Source organism: Hymenobacter terricola (genome assembly GCF_017921975.2).
Classification (GTDB): domain Bacteria; phylum Bacteroidota; class Bacteroidia; order Cytophagales; family Hymenobacteraceae; genus Hymenobacter; species Hymenobacter terricola.
Genome location: NZ_JAGEMO020000033.1, coordinates 18249 through 39920 on the forward strand (window position 1 = coordinate 18249; position 21672 = coordinate 39920).

At 62.3% G+C, this 21672-nt stretch carries 11 protein-coding genes and 1 tRNA gene; 6 read left to right on the forward strand and 6 right to left on the reverse strand.

Annotation, left to right across the window (positions count from 1 at the left end):
- Positions 1-36 precede the first annotated feature (36 nt).
- The 3 genes from J4G38_RS18595 (at position 37) to J4G38_RS18605 (ending at position 5013) form a co-directional block, all read left to right on the forward strand.
- Positions 37-756: a hypothetical protein gene (locus J4G38_RS18595; protein ID WP_210519819.1), complete on the forward strand. Its 720-nt coding sequence runs from the start codon at positions 37-39 to the stop codon at positions 754-756.
- A 51-nt stretch (positions 757-807) separates the two neighbouring features.
- Positions 808-1623 carry a mechanosensitive ion channel family protein gene (locus J4G38_RS18600; protein WP_210519817.1) on the forward strand — a complete coding sequence of 272 codons (816 nt, stop codon included), beginning with the start codon at positions 808-810 and terminating at the stop codon, positions 1621-1623.
- Positions 1624-1803: 180 nt separating this feature from the next.
- Positions 1804-5013 (forward strand): PAS domain-containing hybrid sensor histidine kinase/response regulator, encoded by a 3210-nt coding sequence (locus J4G38_RS18605; RefSeq protein ID WP_210519814.1) that lies wholly within the window; start codon positions 1804-1806, stop codon positions 5011-5013.
- A 103-nt stretch (positions 5014-5116) separates the two neighbouring features.
- Here the strand turns inward: J4G38_RS18605 and J4G38_RS18610 are convergent, their stop codons facing one another.
- Both J4G38_RS18610 and J4G38_RS18615 read right to left on the reverse strand, forming a co-directional pair.
- Positions 5117-6097: an aldo/keto reductase gene (locus J4G38_RS18610; RefSeq protein WP_210519812.1), complete on the reverse strand. Its 981-nt coding sequence runs from the start codon at positions 6095-6097 to the stop codon at positions 5117-5119.
- Between the two features lie 166 nt (positions 6098-6263).
- The gene (locus tag J4G38_RS18615; RefSeq protein WP_210519810.1) at positions 6264-6605 is read right to left on the reverse strand and encodes a cupin domain-containing protein; all 342 of its coding nucleotides are present in this window, start codon (positions 6603-6605) and stop codon (positions 6264-6266) included.
- Positions 6606-6788: 183 nt separating this feature from the next.
- On the opposite strand from J4G38_RS18615, the gene J4G38_RS18620 reads away from it, so the two are divergent.
- Positions 6789-7622, forward strand: coding sequence for a serine O-acetyltransferase (locus J4G38_RS18620; protein ID WP_226163548.1), 834 nt, complete (start codon positions 6789-6791; stop codon positions 7620-7622).
- A gap of 116 nt (positions 7623-7738) precedes the next feature.
- Positions 7739-8662, forward strand: coding sequence for a cysteine synthase A (cysK, locus tag J4G38_RS18625; RefSeq protein ID WP_210519808.1), 924 nt, complete (start codon positions 7739-7741; stop codon positions 8660-8662).
- A gap of 106 nt (positions 8663-8768) precedes the next feature.
- On the opposite strand, the gene J4G38_RS18630 is transcribed toward cysK, so the two are convergent.
- A complete protein-coding gene (locus tag J4G38_RS18630) occupies positions 8769-11981 on the reverse strand; it encodes a fibronectin type III domain-containing protein (RefSeq protein ID WP_210519806.1) in 3213 nt (1070 codons plus the stop codon).
- A 653-nt stretch (positions 11982-12634) separates the two neighbouring features.
- On the opposite strand from J4G38_RS18630, the gene J4G38_RS18635 reads away from it, so the two are divergent.
- The gene (locus J4G38_RS18635; protein WP_210519804.1) at positions 12635-15136 is read left to right on the forward strand and encodes a GEVED domain-containing protein; all 2502 of its coding nucleotides are present in this window, start codon (positions 12635-12637) and stop codon (positions 15134-15136) included.
- Positions 15137-15495: 359 nt separating this feature from the next.
- On the opposite strand, the gene J4G38_RS18640 is transcribed toward J4G38_RS18635, so the two are convergent.
- The 3 genes from J4G38_RS18640 to J4G38_RS18650 all read right to left on the reverse strand — a co-directional run bounded on the left by J4G38_RS18640 (position 15496) and on the right by J4G38_RS18650 (position 21513).
- Positions 15496-17436, reverse strand: a complete 1941-nt coding sequence (locus tag J4G38_RS18640) for a peptide-N-glycosidase F-related protein (RefSeq protein ID WP_210519802.1) — start codon at positions 17434-17436, stop codon at positions 15496-15498.
- 354 nt (positions 17437-17790) lie between these two features.
- A tRNA-Ala gene (locus tag J4G38_RS18645) sits at positions 17791-17864 on the reverse strand.
- A gap of 184 nt (positions 17865-18048) precedes the next feature.
- Positions 18049-21513, reverse strand: a complete 3465-nt coding sequence (locus J4G38_RS18650; protein WP_210519800.1) for a TonB-dependent receptor — start codon at positions 21511-21513, stop codon at positions 18049-18051.
- Positions 21514-21672: the final 159 nt, after the last annotated feature.

Here is a 21672-nt window from a genome sequence, read left to right on the forward strand (position 1 = left end):
TGTGGGGCCCGTAGCAGCTTTTCTAGGTCGGATGCCATGATTGAAATAGACCTTATCACCAAACACGGAAAAAAAGCCTTAGGCATGGAAGACGCCAAGCATCCGGCCGGCTGGCGGCACCGGCTGCCCGAAATTCTGCTGGAAATAGGCATCATCGTGTTTGCTATCACGCTGTCCATCCAGCTGCATTCCTGGCACGAGCACTCGGTGGAGCGCGCCGAAGAGCGCAAGTTCCTCACCGGCCTGCGGGCTGACTTAACCAGTGACCTGGTCGAATTGCGCGGCGATTCGCTGGCGTACGCGCAACTGGTGCAGGGCTACCGCTATTTCCGTGGCCTGAGCCCGAAAACGCTAAACGCCGATACGGTGCGCAAGTACCAGTGGACACTGTACAACTCTACCAACCTGCTGCCCAACTCGTCCCGGTTTGAAGGGTTCAAGTCGGCCGGCAAGCTCAGCCTGATTGAAGACGACGAACTGCTGAATGACATTCTGGACAATTACCAGGAACTCATTCCGGCGTTGGTGCGCATGACCACGGACTTCACCCAATACAAGGCAAATAACATCCAGCACCACCTCGACGAGCATTTGCAGCGCTCGGGCGATAACTTCCTGGCCGTGATGCAATCCGACCAAATGTATAATTACCTGAATAAGGGGCTGGCCATTCAGTTCATTACTGACCGCTACCACCAGGTGCTCCGGCAAAACCGCAAGATTATTCGGGAAATTGACGCCCATTTGGCGAAATAATAGCCGCCAGCACCCAATGCAGTTAGCCGTTCTATCTCCTTTTTACCAGCTATGAACCAGGTCACTACCTACGCCCAGCAGCTCCAAACGCTTATTATCCTGTATTTGCCCCGCGTGCTCATGGCCGGGGTGGCGCTGGTAGTGGGCTGGTGGGTTATTGGCCGGGCCAGCCGGATTATTGCCGCTGCCACCGCGCGGCTCGATGTTTCGCTCGCTTCGTTTCTGACCAGCCTCGTCAGCATCGTGCTAAAGGTGCTGCTGCTCATAACGGTGGCCGGCATGGTGGGTTTTGAAACCACGTCGTTTGTGGCCATTCTGGGGGCGGCGGGCCTGGCCGTGGGCCTGGCTTTGCAGGGCACGCTGGCCAACTTTGCGGGCGGGGTGCTCATCCTCATTTTCAAGCCCTACGTGGTGGGCGACACCATTGAGTCGCAGGGGAAATCGGGGGAAGTGCGCGAAATTCAGATTTTCAATACCATCCTCGTTACGCCGCAGGGCGACACCATTATCCTGCCCAACGGGGCCACGTCGAACAACGTCATCGTGAACAAAACGGCCCAGAACAAGGCCCTGGTTGAGATTCTGGCCGAAGTAGACGGCAACACCAACCTGGAGGCGCTGCGCGGCTGGGCCGTGCCCCTCATGCAGGCCGATGAGCACGTGCTGGCCACGCCCGCGCCGCAGGTGGTGGTCACGGCCCTCAAGCCCGGCGGCATGGCAGTGGCCTTCCGCGCCTACACCCCGGCCGGCGAGAACGGCGGTGCGCAAAATCGCCTCATCGAACAGCTCCAGCGCGCGCTGGCCCAGCAGGGCGTGGGCAGCCCGGTGGCCGTGTCGCACAGCTACGTGGGTACGCTGCCGGGCTAGCCAGCAAGTATCGGCCCAGGCCGCCGGAGCCTGATAATTACGCCAGAAATCAATTGCCTTTGCGGCCTCTTCGCAACGGTTCCGCTTAGCAAAGACTTGGATGCCGGTAGAAGATAGTTAAATTCGTGTCCCACTTGCTCAGCTTGCGCGGCTTGGTCGTGTATTTAACCCTCGTTTGCTGTGACTCAACCCAACATGACCTGCACCGAGCTGGAGCTGGCACTTGAGCAGCAGCAGGCTGAAAATGCGGCTCTCCGGGCGCAGTTGGCGCAAGCGAAGGCCGGGGGATGGGCGGCGAGTTCACCGCTGCTGGGCAAGGAGCAGATGGTGCGCCTGATGGAGGAGCTGGCCCCGGCCGTGGTGCTAGCCGACATCGCCGGGGGCATTTTGTGGGTGAGCGAGGGCTTCACGGCGCTGTGTGGTTTCGAGCTGCACGAAGTGCTGGGGCGCAACGCCGCCTCGATGCTGCGGCCAAACCTGCAAGCCGGCCAGGCCCTGGACTACCTGCGGGCCAGCATGCAGGCCCGGCAGCCTTTTACCTACGAAGTGCCCAACCCGCGGCCCGATGTTGTCGCCGGTTGGATTCGGGTTAAGGTGCAGTTCCTTCACGACGCGGCTGGCGAGGCAATGATGATGGTTGGGATGGTGGAGGACGTCACGGAGTGGAAAAAAACACAGCTTACCCTGGACGAGAGCGAGCGCCGGTTTCAGGCCCTGGCCGAGAACACGCCCGGCGTGCTCTATCAATGGCGCAAAAACTGGGATGGCACGTTTCAGTTCGGCTACGTGAGCCCCAAGCTGTACGAGCTGTTTGGCATTCGCGTCGAGGAAATTGACCGGATGCCCAAGTTCATCCATCCCGATGATTTGGCGTCCTTTCGGGCGTCCATAGTGCAGGCCGTTCAGGCCCGGGGGGCGTGGTCGTTTGCGGGCCGGGTGGTGGTGGAAGGGCAGCCAATGCGCTGGCTGCAAGGCAACTCTGCTGTAACCGATATCGACGCCACCGGAATAAAATACAGCGGCATCCTACAGGATATTACGCCCCTGAAGCAAGCGGAAACGGCCTTGCGCGAAAGCGAGATTCGGTGGCGCCTGGCGGTGGAGGGCTTCGGCGACGGCGCCTGGGAGATGAACCTGCAGTCCCGGCACATCTTCTACTCCCCCGACTACAAGGCCATGCTGGGGTACCAGGACGATGAGTTTTCGAACGAGTACAGCACCTGGCTGGAGCATGTGCACCCCGATGATTTGCCGGGCGTAAAGGATATAATGGCTACTCACTTGCACGGCGATGCGCCACTCGGAGTTGCCGAGTACCGCATTCGATGCAAAGACGGCGCGTACAAATGGGTGCTGGGCCGGGCCATGGTAACGGCCCGCGACGCGAACGGGGCCGCCTGCATGCTCACCGGCCTCCAAACCGACATCACCGAACTGAAAAAAGCACAGAGCGAAGCGGAAGAGTCGGGCCGGCGCCTGGCCACGGTCATCGCCAACTTACCGGAAGGACTGGTGCTGGAGGACGAAAACCGGCACATCATGCTGACCAACGACGCCTTTTGCCTCCTGTTGCCGGGAAGCTTCACCCCGGCATCACTCATGGGCAAGGACGGTACCTGGCTGGCCGAAAAGTCGGTGGATTTTATGCGAAATCCGGTGCAGTACGCGGCCCGCATCACGGCATTGCTGCGCCGCCGCCAAATGGTGGTGGGCGATGTGCTGAAGCTGCGCGACGGCCGCGTCATTCGGCGAGATTTTACGCCCATTTATGACCACGAGCGCTACATTGGCCAGCTGTGGAAGTTTGAGGACATTTCGGCCCGCGCCAAGGAGGAAGAAAAACTCAAGCGAAGCGAAGAGAAGTACCGCGGCATCATCGAAAACATGTCGCTCGGGCTCGTCGAGGCCGATTTGAACGACCACCTCATCTTCGCCAACCAAAGCTTTTGCGACATGACCGGCTTCTGCAACGATCAGCTGGCGGGGCGCCGGCTCTCGCCGCTGCTGCTCACGGGCGGCGACCTGGAGCTGGTGGAAAGCAAGCTCGAAACCCGCCAGCTAGGCATCGCCGACTCGTATGAAGTTGCCATCACCACCAGAGGGGGCGACATGAAATGGATGCTGGTGAGCGGGGCTCCGCTCTACGACAACGACCGGCAGCACGTCGGCTCCATCGGTATTTACCTCGACGTGACGCCCCAGAAACACCTCGAAGCCAACCTGCGCGAAGCCAAAGCGCTGGCCGAAGTCAGCACCCGTGCCAAGCAGGATTTCCTGGCCAACATGAGCCATGAAATCCGTACCCCCATGAATGCCATTCTGGGCATGAGCCAGCTGCTGGCCAAGACCAAGCTGGCCGGCCCGCAGGCCAGCTACCTGCGCGCCATCACCACCTCGGCCGAAAACCTACTGGTCATCATCAACGACATTCTGGACCTGTCCAAGATTGAGGCCGGCCGGTTAACCATGGAGCACATCGGCTTCAGCCTCGCCCAGCTGCACGTTCAGGTAGAGAAAACCCTGCTCTACAAAGCCGAAGAGAAAGGCCTGAGCTTCACCACGCACCTGGGGCCGGGGGTGCCGGCCGTGCTCCTCGGCGACCCCTACCGCATCACCCAGATTCTGCTCAACCTGGCCGGCAACTCGGTCAAGTTCACGGAGCATGGGTCGGTGAGCGTGGCCTGCTCGCTGGTGCGGCTGCTGCCGGACGGCGAGGCCCTGGTCGAATTCGTGGTGGGCGACACGGGCATCGGCATGGAAGCCAGCTACCTGGCCCAGTTATTCGATAATTTCAGCCAGGAAGACTCGTCCGTTACCCGCAAATTTGGGGGCACCGGGCTGGGGCTGGGCATCAGCAAAAAGCTGGTCGGGCTGCTCGGCGGTGAGCTGCTGATTACCAGTCGCAAGAACTGGGGCACTACCAGCCGGTTCAGCCTGCGCCTGCCGGTGGGCACCGCCGCCGACCTGCCCCGCAAAGAAGCCGGCCCCGACCTGAGCAGCCTGCGCCATCGGCTGCGCGGCAAGCGGGTGCTCCTCGTCGAAGACAATGACTTCAACCGCATGCTGGCCGGCGTTATCCTGGCCAATAGCAGCCTGAACGTGACCGAAGCCGCCAACGGCGAGATAGCCGTAGCGCTGGCCAAAAACCACTCGTTCGACCTGATACTCATGGACGTGCAAATGCCCGTCATGGACGGCTACGATGCCACCCGCCTCATTCGCCAGCAGTCGGGCCCGTCCGTGCCCATCATCGCCCTCACGGCCAATGCCATTTCCGGTGAGCGGGAAAAATGCCTGGCCGTGGGCATGAATGACTACCTGACCAAGCCGTTTCAGGAAGCCAGCCTCCTGAAAATGGTGTACGACTGGGTGCTGGGGCCACTCAAATAAATGGGCAGCAAAGGCCTGCGGCCCCGATGGCCGGGGCTGTTTATTGACGAAGCAGCTCCCCAAATCAGCGCCGCTGCCCTCAAGGTTGCGGCGGGCTGCATGGCTACCTGTTCACCAGTTTCAGCGCGCCTTCGCTGTAGCGGGCACCCACCACCGGGTGGGCCGCCAGCAGGGCCCGCAACTGCTCCACCTCGGCCGGAGACAGTTCGGTATCGGCCGCGACGGCGTTTTCCTCCAGGTATTTTCGCTGCTTGGTGCCGGGAATGGGGATGATGTGCGCGTCCTGCGCCAGCAGCCACGCCAGGGCCAGCTGCGCCGTGCCGCAGCCTTTTGCGGCCGCCAGCTCTTTGAGTCCGGCTATCAGCGGGGCGTTGGCGTCGCCCACTTCCTCGCCGAAGCGGGGCATGCTGCGCCGTAAGTCCTTCTCGGCCAGCTGCGGGCCGGTGGTGGTGAGGAGGCCCCGGCCCAGCGGTGAGAAGGGCACCAGGCTCACGCCCAATTCCTGGCAGGCGGGCAGGATTTCGGCCTCCACGTCGCGGGTAAATATCGAGTATTCCGACTGCAGCGCCGCGATGGGATGCGTGGCCTGGGCCCGCCGCAGCGACGTGGCCGAGGCCTCGGACAGGCCCAGAAACCGCACTTTGCCGGCCTGCACCAGGGCTGCCATGGCCCCCACCATTTCCTCAACCGGCACCGCCGGGTCGATGCGGTGGGCGTAGTACAGGTCGATGGTGTCGATGCCCAGGCGCTGCAGGCTGGCGTCGCAGGCGGCGGCAATGCGCTCGGGGCGCACGTCGAGGCTGGTGCCGCCCGCCCCGTCGGCCACGAAGCCGAATTTAGTGGCCAGGAATACGCGGTTGCGATTGGGCACCAGCACCTGCCGCAGCAGCGTTTCGTTGGCCCCGAAGCCGTAGATATCGGCCGTGTCCCAAAACGTGACGCCCAGCTCCAGGGCGCGGTGCAAAGTGGCCACCGCCTCCCGCTCGTCGCTGGGCCCATAGGCGTAGTCTGAAGCCATCGACATGCAGCCCAGGCCGAGGGCCGAAAGCTGCTGGCCGGTGCGGCCCAGTTCACGGGTTTTCATAAGGGTAGGGGATGGTTTTTTCTGGGTAATGAACGGTCATGCAGCATGCAGCGCAGCATCTTGCCTGCCATGGTAAACCAATTGATTGAGTTACTGTTGCACGCGAGATGCTGCGCTGCGCGCTGCATGACCGCCTTGATTTATCCGTGCTTGCAAGCCAAATGCGCTACTTGCCTTCGCGACCGTGTACCTGCGCCGGCGGCGAAGTAGCCTCCACGGCCGAGAAGCTTTCCAGCACTTTGTAAGTGTGCTCGGCATCTTTGGGCACCACCCAGGAATTGCCCGGCTCCAGGATAACCATCTGGCCGGCCAGGTGCAGCTCGGCCCGGCCGCTGAGCACGTAGCCCACCGTTTCGTAGGGGCGCGAGGCGGAAGGTTTGGGGGCACCAGGCTGCTCGTTTTCCCACATGCGCATGGCAATGTGCGTGCCTGAGGCTAGATATTTCTCGCCATCGGGGCCTTTGGGCGAGTGGCGCGAATCAATCTTGGTGATGGTGGTATCGGACATGGTGGTAAGGAAGAAAGGTGGAAAAGCGTATCTTTTGGCCGGGCCTCAGCGGCGGTGAAGCAGCGGGACGGGCACGGTGGCTAAACGGCCGAAACCGCCCGGCCGTTGCCCGCCCGCGCCGAAACCTTTGGCAGGCTCAATGGTTGAGTCCCCCGGTTCTTTTCGCTACTTTTTTCTGTAATCGTGCTTCCTGATTCTTTTGCTGCCGAGCTGGCCCAGGCCCACGCGGCCGTGCCCGACGCCCTGCCCGGGGCCGCCTTCTGCGCCCTGGCCGATGGCCTGTTGGCCCTTCTGTTTCCGCAGCGCGCCGAGCGCGCCCTGCCCACCGTCGATGCCGTCGCTTCCGAGCTCTACCACTTCCGCGCCCAGCTGGCCGCGCTGCTAGCCGAAGTGCCGGCCTTGCCGGCCCCTGCCTCGGCGCTGGCCGATGAGTTTACGGCCCAGCTGCCGGCCCTGCGGGCCGCGCTGCTGCGCGATGCCAGCGCCATTCTAGCCAGCGACCCCGCCGCCCAGGGCCTGGGCGAAATCATCAGCTCGTACCCCGGTTTCTACGCCACGGCGCTGTACCGGCTGGCGCACGCCCTGTACCAGCGCGGCCTGCCGCGCCTGCCGCGCCTGCTGAGCGAGTACGCCCACCAGCGCACCGGCATCGACATTCATCCGGGCGCGCACATTGGGCCGGCTTTCTGCATCGACCACGGCACGGGCCTCGTCATCGGCGAATCGGCCATTATCGGGGCCAACGTGCAGATATACCAAGGCGTCACGCTGGGCGCGCTCAGCGTGACCAAAGGCCTGCAGGGCATGAAGCGCCACCCCACCATCGAGGACCATGTAGTGATTTACGCCGGGGCTACCATCTTGGGAGGCAGCACCGTTATCGGCGCCCATAGCATCATCGGGGGCAACGTCTGGCTCACGGAAAGCGTACCCTCGCATTCCCGCGTGTACCACCGCGCCCACATCAACATTTCCCGCAGCGTGGACCCCGCCGCCGAGCTGGTTTTTTCCATCTGACCACTGAGTGAATGAGCGAGTGCTGAAGGGGTTAATGAAGGAATTTCTTTCGCTCGCTCGTCCCATTTGCTCTCCGTCCAATCATTCAGCCATTCGCCCATTCACTCATTAAAAAAATGAAAGCCAATTCCATTCTCGAAACCATTGGCAATACGCCGCTGGTGCGCCTCAACCGAATATTTGCCGCCGTGCGCCCCGACGTGGAGGTGTGGGTGAAGATGGAGCGCGCCAACCCCGGCGGGTCCATCAAGGACCGCATTGCCCTGAGCATGATTGAGCAGGCCGAGAAGGATGGCACTCTTACCAAAGACAGCCTCATTGTGGAACCCACTTCCGGCAACACCGGCGTGGGCCTGGCCCTGGTAGCTGCCGTGAAAGGCTACAAGCTCACCCTCGTGATGCCCGAAAGCATGAGCATCGAGCGCCGCCGTCTCATGGCCGCCTACGGGGCTACTCTGGAGCTCACGCCCCGCGAAAAAGGCATGAAGGGCGCCATCGAGAAAGCCCAGGAAATAGTGGCCAACACGCCCGGTGCCTGGCTGCCCATGCAATTCTCGAACCCCGCCAACCCAAAAATTCACGCTCAAACCACGGCCCTGGAAATCCTGCGCGACGCCCCCGAGGGCTTCGACTTCCACATCACCGGCGTGGGCACCGGCGGCCACATTTCGGCCGTTACGGAAGTGCTGAAGCCCCATTTTCCCAACATGAAGACCTTCGCCGTGGAACCCGAAGCGTCGCCCGTTATCAGCGGCGGCGCCCCGGGGCCGCACCCCATTCAGGGCATCGGCGCCGGCTTCATCCCCGACAACCTGCACGTCAACGTCCTCGACGGGGCCATCCAGGTTTCGCAGCAGGAAGCGTACGAGATGACCCGCCGCGCCGCCCGCGAGGAAGGTATTTTCGTGGGCGTGTCGTCGGGCGCATCGTTGGCCGCCATCGCCAAGAAGCTGCCCGATATGCCCCAGGGAGCCCGTGTCCTCACGTTCTGCTACGATACCGGGGAGCGGTACCTGTCGGTAGATGGCCTGTTTGTGTAAGGCGCCGTGCTACGGACAAGGAGAGGAATTGCCTCAATCAATTAACAAAAAAAGGGCCGCCCCAACCGGGACGGCCCTTTTTTATAAGCGCTAAAAACAGCTTCTGCTACTCCAGCACCACTTTGCGGGTGAGGACATCGCTGCCCACCTGCACGCGCAGGGTGTAGAGGCCTGGGGCCAGGCCGCGGGTGGTCAGCGTCTGCTCGGCCGAGCCGGCGGCCAGGGTTTTGGTCAGCACTTTCTGGCCCAGGGCGTTCAGCAGCGTGGCTTGGCCGGCGGCGTTGAGGCCGTTGAGGCGCACGGTGAGTTGGCCGGTGTTGCTGGGATTCGGAAACACCAGCAGGGCGCTGCTCTCAATTTGCGCCTGGCTGGCCAGCAAAGCCGTGCCAGCCAGCGTGAACGAGCCGGTGGCATCGGAGCCGCCGAAGCCGCTCACGGCCACGTAGTAGCGCGTGCCGGCCGTGAGGCCCGTTACCGGAACCGCGCCCAGGGCCGTGTTGGCCGTGCCGCTGCCCTGGCAGAACACCTGGCTGAACGGACCCGCCGAGCAGCTGGGGCTGGTGAAGATGCGAACCGCGCCCGCCGCGCTGCCGGTGAAGGTCAGCGTGGTGCTGGTGCCGCTGGGCGTAAAGGCGAACCAGACGTCCTTGGGCAGGGCGCCGCCCGCGCAGGCCGGCGTGTTGATGCCGTTCTGGACGCTGGTGGTGGCTCCCAGGTTTGAGCCCGAGACGGTGCCAGAGGTCAATTGCTGGGCTCCGCAAGGCTCGTCGTTGGTGGGGGCCGTGAGCGGGGTGGTGAAGGAGAATGGACCCGTGAGGGTGCTGCTGCCGTTGAAGCCCCCGCAGATTTGCTGCACGTAGAACTGGTAAGCAGTGGTGGGCGCCAGGCCGGTGAGCGTGGCACTGGTGCCCGTAATGCCCGAAAGGGTGGTGCCGCCGCCCGTGGGCGAGAAGCCCGTGGGGCCGTAAATAACCGTGTAGGTGCTGCCCGTGCCGCCGCTCACGGCGGCCCAGCCGGCAACTGCCGTGGTGTTGGTGAGGCCGGTAGCCGTCAGGCCGTTCGGGGCCGGGCAGTTGGGCACCGGCGTGGCGCAGATGGTGAAGTTGCCCAGCGTATAGGTGGTGCTGTATTCGCTCACGCGGATGTAATAGGTCGTGCTGGGCGTCAGCGTCAGCAGGTCCAGGTTGGGCGCCGCGGTGTTGGCCGCCGTGCCTGCGCAGCTCATGTAGGTCAGCGGCCCGGCGCAGGCCGTGCCCGAGTAAGCCCGTACCGCGCTGGCCGCGCCGCCGGTCACGCTGATGCGAACCTGCGTGCTGGTGGGGCCGGTAGCCGCCGTGGTGAAGCTGAACCACACATCGTGCGGCGCCGTGACCGTGCCACAGCCCGTGCCCTGCGCGCCCGAGGCGTACACGGTGCTGGCCGTGGTGCCCGCGCCCACGCTGGTGGTCGAGAGCGGCGTGCAGGTGTTGGTAACCGGCAGCAGCGTGGCGCCGCAGGGGTCGTCGTTCACAATTTGGGTGGTGAAGGCCACCGGGCCGGCCGTGCCGGAGCTGGCCCCCGCCGCGCAGTTCAGCGTGACGTAAAACTGGTAGGTAGTGCCCGGCGTCAGGCCGGTCACGTTATAAGGCGGCGCGGCGAGGGCGCTGACGGTGGTGTAGAGGTTGGTGGCCGAGCTGGGCAGGGCCGGGTTGAAACCGGTGGGGCCGTAGAGCACGGTGTAGGTGCCGGTGCCGCCCGTGAGCCAGCTCAGCGCGGCCGTGGTGGTGGCAGTGGTGGCCGTCAGGCCGGCCGGGGTGAGGCAGCCCGTGGCCGATTCGAGGATGATGTTATCGAGGCCGATGTCGTTGCTGGCGTAGTCGCCCCGCCCGCGAAAGCGGATGATGGACGTGGCCGACGTGCTGCTGATGGGCAGCACCTGGTTGCTAAAGCCCGTGCCGCTCAGCTTGAAGCCCGCCAGCCGGCTAAACGTGGTGCCGCCGTTGGCCGAAAACTCGACTATCAGCGAATCGGTACCGGTGATGTTGCTGAAGTCAAAGCTCAGGCGCTTGGCCCCGGTGGGGCTCAGGTTTACCAGCAGGTCGAGGGTGCCCATCACCCCGCCCATCGTCCAGCCGCTGTGGAAGCGGGCCGAGTGGCTGCCCTGGCTGCTCACGGGCGAGTAGATGTAGGAAGTGGGGGAGGTCCAGGCGGCGGCCACGCCGTCGTCATCGCGCCGCCACGAGGCGTTGCCCGTCGCGGGCGTGTTGCGCCAGAACGTGGAGGGCACATCCCGCGTGTTGCAGCCGTTCACCCAGGTGTTTTCGAAGCTCTCGGTGACGGGCAGCGTGGCATAAACAGCCGTGGCGGTGCTTACGGTTACGGCCGTTGAGTTGGCCGACAGCGTGCCGCAGCTCACCCGGGCCCGGTAGAGTGTGGTGGCGGTGAGGCCCGAAGTGGTGTAAGTAGCGCTGGTGGCGCCGGTGATGTCGGTCCAGGTCACGCCGTTATCGGTCGACGCCTGCCATTGGTAGCCAATGCCAACGTCGCCGGTAGCGCCGGTCAGCGACAGGGTGATGCTCGTGGCCGCGCACACGCTGGCGGCCGTCGAAACGGCCGTGCCGGCCGTGGGCGCCCCCGAGCACACCGAATTCAGGCTGATGCCGAACACGTTGAGTACCCCGGTCGTGGAAGTTTTGTTGAAGGCCACGCTCTGCACCAGCTTGGTGTAGTTAGCAGCCAGCAGGGGCACCCGAAGCTGATAGAGGCGCGGGTCGGCGGTATTGTTGTCGATGGTGCTGGTGGCGTCGCGGCCCACACGGCCCAGGCCGAGCAGCACCGGGTTGGCGCCGGCGTACCAGTCGGCCACCGTTTGGGCGGCCAGTACCTGCGTGGTGCCGTCCGTAAAAGTAACCGTGACCGTGACCGTGCTCACGCCGCCGCCGGATGTTACCAGGGCGTACACTTCACCGGCCGTCTGGGGGGTGGCCAGGGTGAGGGTGCCGGTGCCGGTGGTGCCCGAGCCCGTGAGGGGCAGGCGCAGGGAGTTGTTGGCTGAGTACGAGGCCATCTGGAACGTCAGGCCGCTGGTGGCCGCGCTGCTGATGAGGCCGTTGGCCGGCAGGAAGCTGGTGGGGCTCAGGCCGGCCGGGTTCACGAAGTTGGGCGCCATGAAGCAGTAGCCGGTACCGGCGCTGCCGTCCACGTCGTAGGTGGTGGAAGAAACGGCCGTGCCGCTGCCGTTGGCAATCACGTCCTGGTTGAAACCAGTGACCACGACCGGAGCAAAAGCGGCTTTTGCCGAAGTCGCGCCCAAGCCGAGGCCCAGGGTGCACAGCAACATTCGGAGAAGTTGAGTAGGGGGTTTTTTCATGTAAAACAGTTGGGGTGAAGATGTAAAAGGGGAAAGCAATGGTTGAGTCAAAACTAGGAAACAAACCCCTGTATTCAAGCAGCCTTTTTGCTGTAAGTCAGTGGTTTTTTACCAGATGCCCGTAAGATTGGATGGCTGCTGGCTTTTTGCATCTGATTATACAGCGAAGCGCTACCGGTATTCGGAATGTGAGGCACCGTAAACGAGCGATATATTCCATGCTGCTGACATACACGAAATTAACCCGCCGAAAACCAGCTGGCCGGCTGAATAATGGCTTGCTCAAATATAGATTCACTTATCATTCGTTGTGCCCAGTCCAGAGAGAGGTGCCGTTGTTGGTGCTAAAGCATCGGCTTAATTATTGAATTAAATAGCGAAATAATAAAACTATTTAAGCGGTATTCTGGGGATAATCATTTGTCAGCTGGTTAGTGGGTTGTGAGCCGTTTTTAGCAAAATATTTTTTACTGAGCAGATTATTGGAAAATCTATTTAAAGCTTAGGTTAAGTTTGGAAATATTGAAATTAATGCGATATAAATAATTGAATTCGAAATGATGGTTTACTTCGCGGGTAATTTTTTGCGATACTTTTAGTGAGGACAAAAACTTATTCACCGCATGGAAAAAAAATTTACACGCTTTGTAAAGCTGGCCCTTTTCACGCTGAGCTTCGGTACTGCGCCTGTGGCGCGGGCCGCGTACACCCCGGTCACCGTAGCGGGCTACAACGCCGATGTGGTGGCCAACGGCACGGGCACTTCCCTGGCCTCGTCCACCATCGGCATCGATGCGGGCGGCTACGTCTTTATGGCGCAGGACTACAACCCTACCGGCACTTCCTACCTGCCCAACAGCGGCCTTATCAGCAGTGCGGCCACGGCGGGCGTTACGTTTCAGCTGGGGGCCTTCACCGGCAACAACTCGCTGCGCATGCCCGCCACCGGCACCGGGACGGGCACGGGCACCGGCACGCTCACATTGGCCACGCCGCAATCGGCCGGCGAGGTGTACTTGCTGGCCACGTCGGGCAGCGGGCCGAGCACGGCCAACATCACGGTGAATTTCAGCGACGGCACCACCCAGGTATTCAGCGCGCAGACCATTGCCGACTGGTACGGGGGCTCGGGCTACGCGGTGCTGGGCCTGGGCCGGGTGCAGCGCGGCGTCGAAAACCGCGAAAACAACGCCTCCGACCCTCGCCTGTACCAGGTCCTGCTCACGATTTCGCCGGCCAATTTTGCCAGGCAAATCCAAAGCATTGACTTTGCCAAAACGTCGACTACCGGCGTGCTCAACGTCATGGGCGTGAGCATTAATTCGGTGTGCAGCGGCACGCCCGCCGCCGGCACGCCCGCCGCCAGCACCGCCACTGCCTGCACCAACAACAGCTTCAACCTGACGCTGACCGGTTCCGCGTCCGGCTCGGGCGTGAGCTACCAGTGGCAGAGCAGCCCCGCCGGGGCCAACACGTTCGCGGCCATCAGCGGGGCTACCACCGTGCCCTACACCGTGGCCAGCCAGGCGGCCGCCACCGATTACCGCGTAGTCGTCACCTGCGCCGGCAGCGGCATCTCGTCCACCTCGCCCCTGGTGAATGTGCCCCAAAGCTCGTTTCTGAGCTGCTATTGTACGCCCACCGGCGGCAGCTGCGCCAGCGAATGGATTCGGGGCGTGACCCTGGGGGCGCTGGGCAACTCCAACACCGCCTGCACCACGGGCGGCTACGCGAGCTACGTCGCCAACGCGGCCCTGACCACCACGCTCCTGCAAGGCGCCACCTACCCCGTCACGCTGGACTTGCATGTGAACGCCGCCAACAGCCAGGCCGGCGTCTGGATTGACTACAACCACAGCGGCACCTTCGAGGCCAGCGAATACACGCTCATCGGCACGGGCCCGGCCACCGGCTTCGCCAGCCTGAACCTGAGCCTGACCGGCAGCCTCACGGTGCCCGTCACCGCCCTCACCGGCCCAACCCGCCTGCGCGTGCGCTCCAACAACGGCGCCGTGGTGGGCAACCAGGCCTGCTTCGGCAGCTACTTCGGCGAAGTGGAAGATTACGTCATCACCATTGCGGCGGCTACGGCCTGCGCGGGCATGCCCACCGGGGGCACGGCCACGGCATCCATCCCGTCCGTCTGCCCGGCTACTCCATTCGAGCTGCGCGCCAGCGGCTATTCCTCCGCCAATACGGGCCTCACCTTTCAGTGGCAGAGCAGCCCGGCGGGCGGCAGCACGTTCACCAATATCAGCGGCGCGACCACCGTGCCCTACACCGTGCCCAGCCTGGCCTCGGCCACCGATTACCGCCTGCAGGTGATTTGCACGGCCAGCGGCACCTCGGCGTTCTCAACCCCGGTGAGCGTCACGGCGGCCCCCTTCGCGCAGTGCTACTGCACGCCCACCTACGTGAGCGGCGGCGGCAACGACGTCATCAAAACCGTAACGGTGGGCTCGATGAGCAACAACACCGCCGCCCTCGGCAACGCGGCGCCCTACTACCACGACTACAGCGCCCAGCAGCCCAGCCCCCTCATTATCCCAACCTTCGGCCTGGGCCTCACCGGCGCTGTCACGCTCTCCTTCGGCTCGGATGTTAATCAATACAGCGCCCTCTGGGTTGATTTCAATCACAACGGCATTTTTGAGGCCGCCGAGTACGCCACGCTGGGCACCAACGCCGGGGCCAACGGCACCACCACCATCACCTTCGGCGTGCCCGGCTCCGCCGTGCTCGGCCAGACCAAAATGCGCATCCGGGGCGGCGACGATGTGGTGCCGCTGGCTACCCAGGCCTGCGGGGCCTCGCAGTCGGACTACGGCGAAGCCGAAGACTACCTCGTGAACATCGCCGTCGTGACTGCCAGCCGGGCCGACCAGGGCAACGTCGCTCTCAGCGCCTTTCCCAATCCCACCACGGCCCAGCTCACGGTGCAGGTCGGCGCTGCCAGCCCCCGGGCCCAGGTCACCCTCACCGACCTCACCGGCCGGGTGCTGCAAACGGCCCCCGTCACCAACCAAACGGCCAGCTTCAACCTGAGCAGCCTGGCCGCGGGCATCTACCTGGTGCGCTACCAGGATGAAAGCACTACCAGCACCATCAAAGTGAGCAAGCAATAGCCCGCCCTCGGTTCAGACCCAAAAAGCCCCCGCAGTAACGCTGCGGGGGCTTTTTGCATGATACCAGGCGAACTATGCCAGCCCTCCGCATTACCAGTTTAGGCTCAAAATTGGTTTTCAGAGGCCCACACTTTTCTGTGGGTACCCGTAGCACGCGCTACAGGCACCAACAGAAAAGTGTGGGCCTCTGAAAACCGGGTTACGGGCACCTACAGAAAAATGTGAGGGTCCGTAGCACGCGCTACGGGCCCCTACAGAAAAATGTGGGCCTCTGAAAAAGAGTAGACACCTGCCAACAGAAACAGGGATGCTCCGCCAGCCGGAGCATCCCTCGTTTCTGTTGGCAGGTGCGGGGTTGGCTACTCAATCACCAGGCGGCGGTTCAGCTTGGTGCCATCGGCGAGGCCCACTTCCAGGGCGTAGATGCCGGGCGCGAGGCCGGTGAGGGCCAGCGGCTGCACGGTGGCTTTCACTTGCTGCAAGTCCTGGGTCCACACGCGGCGGCCCAGGGCGTCCAGCACGCGCAGGTGCACGTTCTGGCTGGCGGCCAGGTTCAGGTCGAGCATGAAGCGGCCGTCCTGGCTGGGGTTGGGGTACACGTCGAGCGCGTTCAGCAGCTGGGCATTCGCCACGGCCGCCACGGTGCCGGCCACCTGGAAATTCAGGGTGTACTCGCAGCCAAAATCGCCGCTGATGGTCCTCAGCACGTTGCCCGCCGCGTCGAGGATGCGCATGGCGCCGTTGCCCACCGTGGGCGAGGCCCACCAGGCAAAGCCGTCGCAGCCGGCATCGGTCACGCGCAGGGAGTAGCAGCCGGGCTGCAGCCGCAGGTTGTCGTTGTAGGTGGTGAGGTTGGCGGCCCCGGTGCGCTGGCCCACCACGTTGCCGGCCACGTCCACTATCTGCCAGCTGGTTTCATTGGTGAGGGGGCCGGCGCTGGCGTTGTTCGTCGTCATGGCCACCGTGAGGGAGAAGGGGAGGGTGATGGACGGCGAGAAGCGCGTGCTGAGCGTGTCGTTGTAGGCGTTCTGGTCGCGGGCGCCGTTGGGGCCGGCCGTCCAGGCCTGGAAGCGGCCGCCCGTCGTGTTGTTCATCAGGGCGGTGAGGGCCGGCAGCACCACCAGCGTGTCGCGGCCGTAGGCAAGGTTGCCGGTCCAGCTGTAGGTCTGCAGCGGCCCGCGCCCCTTCACCCGGTAGGCAATGGTGACGGCCGTGAGGCGGGCGCTGCCCAGGTTTTTTAAGCGCACCTGGGGGCCGCCGCAGCTGGGGTTTTCGCGCACGTAGTTCTCGTTCGAGTTCGGCGAAATGATTTCATCCAGCGAGGCATCGGTCTGGAAGTTGATGGCCCCGGCCGTCACCAGCTGGCTGCTCCAGATGTACTGGGCCGTGGCCGAGGCCTGGTTGGAAGCCGTGTAGGTCTGCATGTTCACATCGAGCGTGAAGGGCTGCCCCGGCGTGGTAAGGGCCGTGAGCGGCTGCACAATGCGGCGCACCACCGCGCCGGGGCACCAGTTGCCCCGGTTATACACCCAGGTGCCGGTTTGGGGGTACACCTCGTTCTTGCCGCAGTCGTCGCGCCACAGAAACGTGTTGCCGCGGGCCACGTTGTCGACCAGCAGGGTGTAGCCGCGCCGGCAGAATTCGGCGCAGTTCAACGGGTCGGAGCCGTGGCCCGAAATCAGGCTCTTGAGCGCAATGGTGCCCGCCGAGGGCGCCGTGAGGCTGCGGGCCGGCATGTGATTGTCGATGGGGTCGGTAATCACGCCGTAGGCAAAGGTGCCGTCGTACACGTTGCGCACGTCCACCGGGTCCTGCGGTGGCGTGCCCTCAATGAAGTCGAAGCGCACCGTCACCGTAAACCCCCACGAATACCCCTGGTAATCGAAGCGGTAGCCGGGGCGGCCCACCAACAGGGGCGCGTAATCGGTCACATCCACCACGTAGTCGTGGGTCCGGCTCAGGCTCCAGTCGGTGGCGTAGGGCGTCATAATGCGGGCCAGTTCCAGCGAGTCGTGGGCCGGGGGCCGCAGCATCAGGCGCGTGGTGTAGTCCCAGGAACCGCAATACTGGCTGCCGGGCGCGCAGGCGTAGCGGCCCAGGATGTAATGCATCAGCACCTTGCGGTAGCGCCGGCCGGCCGGGGGCATCGTCACGGTGGTATCGTAGTACCCGTGGTAGGTGAGGGCGCGCCGGCTGAAGACGGTAACGCGGGTGGTATCGCCCGGGGCCGCCAGGCTGCGTTCGGGCAGGGCCAGTCCTGCCAGCAGCAGGAAAAACAGAACGTGTAGTTTTTTAAGCATGAGCAGATGAATAATTTACTGCTCAAGATAGAAATAGAAACCCCAACCCACCTGCTTTTATCACAACGAAACCCGCAGATTAGCAGCTCTTAGGTCACGCATTCTCAGCCGCGCCAGGCCCCAGAATATACTTTTTGGCGAAGGTTGCAAAATTCTGCGGGCAAAGCTGCTATTGCTTTCACCATATCGCCGGAAACCTTGCCATTCAGGGAATGAGGCAAATACTTGCTCATCCGGCCAAATTTTGCCCTGGCCCCGCTGGCCCATTGCGTAGGAGCCCGCCGGGCCTTAAAACAAAACAGGCAGCCACGACCGGGGTCGTAACTGCCTGTTTGTCTTCATTCACATCTTCAGTGGAGAATATCGGAGTCGAACCGATGACCTCTTGCATGCCATGCAAGCGCTCTAGCCAGCTGAGCTAATCCCCCAAATTTGTGGGTTCCCGCCGTGCCATTTGCGCATTGGTTCGACAAAAGTACGGCTCGCTGCCGGTTTAGCAAGGCCAGCGCGCACTTTTTTTGCCCAGTCGGCGCAATGGCCAAACAATCAGCCACAAAAAAACGGGCAGGAATTTCTTCCTGCCCGTTTCGGAGCTACGCCAAGCCGGAAGGCTTAGTTGAAAATGTAGCGGATGCCAATCTGACCCTGCCAGCGCGAACCAATACCGCCCGTGTCTTTGCGGAAGGTGTCGGTTAGCGGAGCGCCGGGCGTTACCACTGCGGGGGTGGTTGGGGTAGCAGCTGTAACGAGGACCGGGTTGGTCAGGTAGGGGAACGTGTACACCGGCTGGCCCTGAGCATTGTAGCCGGCAAAGGACAGCGGGTTCGCCTTGTTAGCCGTCTGGAAAGTACCCCAGTTGCTGTTAATCAGGTTGCCGATGTTGAAGATGTCGATGCTCAGCTGAAGCGTGTTGCGGTTCTCACCCAAGTTGGTGAAGATGTCCTGCAACAGGCGCAAGTCCAAGCGGTTCTGCCACGGACGCACGGCACCGTTGCGCTCGGCGTACTCGCCGCGGTGCTTGCTGAGGTAGCTGTCTTGGTTGATGAAGTTATCTAGGTCGGTCCACTGCTGAGCCGCCGAGTATGAGCCACCACCCTGAGCGGTCGTGAGCGTGATGGGGTTCAGGAGGATTTCGCTCTGGTTGCGGGGGATGTACATCAGGTCATTGGCCGTCTGGCCGTCACCGTTCATATCACCAGCGTACACGTACGAGTAGCGACCGGCAGGAGCAGCTTCGTAGAACAGCGACAGGGTGGTGGCCAGGTGACCAACGTACTCCTTGCGGTAAGAAGCCGAGGCAATTACGCGGTGCTGCTGCAGGAAGTTGGAGTAGCTCAGTACGTTGGCGTTCGGGTCACCCGATACCGAGCGGTCGCGCCAGATGGACTGGGCAATCGAACCGCCGTCGTTAATCGAGCGCGAATCGGAATAGGTGTAGGCCAGGCTAGCGTAGAAGCCGCTGCTGAAAGTCTTCTGCAACTGGGCCGTCACGGCGTAGGAATAGCCTTTGTTGGTATTCTTCATCACAATGGCGTCGCTGATGTTGGGGTTGGTAACCGAAACACCGCCGCGGCCAGCGTAAATTTGGTTGTTGCGGGTGGTAGCCGCTAGGCCGTTCGTAATCACTGCCGGGCTGTTCACGGTGTAGAAAATCGGACGACTGTCACCACCGTTCACACCTACGGCAGTAGCGCGGTTGTAAGGGTTGGCTTCGCTGCCGGGCAGGTTCACGTTCTGGTGATACACGGCATTGATATCTTTCGTGTAGAAAGCCTCTAGGGTAGCAATTACGCCGCCGGGCAGTTCCTGGTCAACCGCCAGGTTCGTGCGCCATACCTGCGGGAATTTGAAGTCGTTGGCCGTAACTGCAATGTTGTAGTTCGTGTTGGCAGCTGCAGTCTGCGGGCGGTAGGCGTCCACGTTGGGGTTGAAATACGATGGAGTGGTGTTACCGGGCACAAGTGTGCTGGAACCAATTGAGCTGAACGAGCCAAACTGCACGCCGTTGTTGCTGGCCTGGTTCGAGAGCCACACGAAGGGCACGCGGCCGGTGAAGATGCCCGTACCACCGCGAAGCTGCGTTTTGCGGTCGTCGTTCACATCCCAGTTGAAACCAGCACGGGGCGAGAACAGCACGCTTTTCTTGGGGGCGTTACCGGTGTTGATTTGCACATTGTCACGGAAACCAGTCAGGTTCGCGACGTTGGGGTTCTGCGTCAGGTCCGACGTCAGGTAAGGCAAGTCGGCGCGGATACCATAAGTTACCTTTAGGTTGTTGCGGGGCGACCATTCATCCTGCAGGTACAGGCCCAGCTGAGCCGCCGAGATTTCGGCGAAGGGGAAGCCGCCGGGCAGGGCCGAGTACGAGAAGTTGTAGCGCTGCGCACCGGGACGAGTGCCGGTGAAGGGCGAGAACGTGCCCGCCGTGCGGTTGTAGTTGAAACCAGCCGAGGCGTAAAAGTCCTCCAGCGAGTTGTAGGCGTAGTTGCCGTAGTAGTTCGGCGAGAAGCCGTTTTTGAACTTGTAGTACTCGTTGTATGTACCCACCGTCACGTTGTGCTTGCCAAGGTAAGCCGTGAAGTTGTCGCCGAGCTGATACACGTCCGAATTAAGGATGTTGAAGGCCGAGAAGGGCTCGAAACCAAACGAGGTCAGCGAGTTCGCTGCCGTCGTGTTGGCCGTGCCAATGGGGGTCAGGCCCACGCTGGTGCCGATGTCTACTAGCGGGAAAGTGCCGCCGCTGCTTTCGCGGAAGTCGCGGAAAGCCGAGTAGCCGGCCGTCAGGTTGTTCGAGTATTTACCCGCGCCCAGCGTGCTGTTCAATTCCGCAATAATCGAGTTCAGGTTGTTGTTGATGCGGTAGTAAGACGACAGGTAAGGCAGGCCAAACTGCGACTGCGAACGCTGGTTGTTAATGGCACCCGAGGTGCTCGGGGGGATATCGGCATACGACTTCAGGTAGTTGTATTTGATGTTGAAGCGGTTGTTGGCGCTGATGTTCCAGTCGATTTTAACCGTGGCTTTGTCGCTGTTCGACTTCAGGTTATAGTTTTCGTACGGGCCGGGGTTGTAGCCATACTGCTGCTGCAGGAAGTTGCTCAGGATATCGAGCTCGCGGCCCGAAGCCTGCGAAACCGTGCCGCCGACAGGAGGAGCCGAGCCATCAGTAGCGCGGTTGGCGGTGAAGTTGTTGGCGGGCGGGTCGTTACGGCGCTCCGATTCGGCGTTGATGAAGAAGAATAGCTTGTCTTTTATAATCGGGCCGCCTACGCGGAAACCAATGTTGTTCAGGTTGAACGTAGGATAGTCGCTGGTTACGTCGGCTACTTTGCTGCCCACTAGCTTCTGGTTGCGGTAGAAATCGTAGATGGAAGCCTGCACCTTGTTGGTGCCCGAGCGGGTCACCACGTTGATGCCGGCACCCGTGAACGAGCCTTGGCGCACGTCAAACGGCGCAATGCTCACCTGAATCTGGTCGATAGCATCCAGCGAGATAGGCTGGGCACTGGCCTGGCCACCCACCGTCGACGACAAGCCGAAGGCGTTGTTGAAGATGGCACCGTCAACCGTGATGTTGTTATAGCTACCGCTGCGGCCGCCAAAGTTCTGGCCGTTGGCCTGCGGGGTGAGGCGGGTGAAGTCGTTCAGCGAACGGTTCAGGGTGGGCAGGCGCTCAATGGTTTCGCGTTGCACCGTGGTGCTGGCCCCGGTGTGGTCGGCACTCATGATAGGGTCGCGGCGGCCGCTCACGGTCACTTCTGCCAGCTCCGTGCTGGCGTCGCTCAAGGTCTGGTCGAAGCGCTGGTTCTGGCCCAGGGTCAGGTTGATGCCTTCGCGGGTCAGGTCCTTATAGCCCACAAACGTGACGCGCACGGTGTAAGGGCCACCCACGCGCATGTTCTGAATGTTGAAACGCCCGTCGGAGTTCGTAGGGGCTACGTACTGCGTGTTGGTGGGCGTGTGAATGGCAATGACGGTGGCACCGGGCAGGCCTGCGCCGGTCTTATCGGAGATAACGCCGCTCATTGCGGCGGTGGTTGCACCCTGGCTCCAGCCTAGTCGGGCAGCAAAAAGCATTACCGCCAAAAGCAGTAAATGGCGTAAACGTAGATTATTCATAACAAAAGAAACTTGGTGAAACAATGGGGTTGATGGGAACAGAGATAGAGGGATAGAACGGGGGGGCAAAGGTAATGCTGGCACGAAAGGGCCAACATTATGACAACTTTACCATTT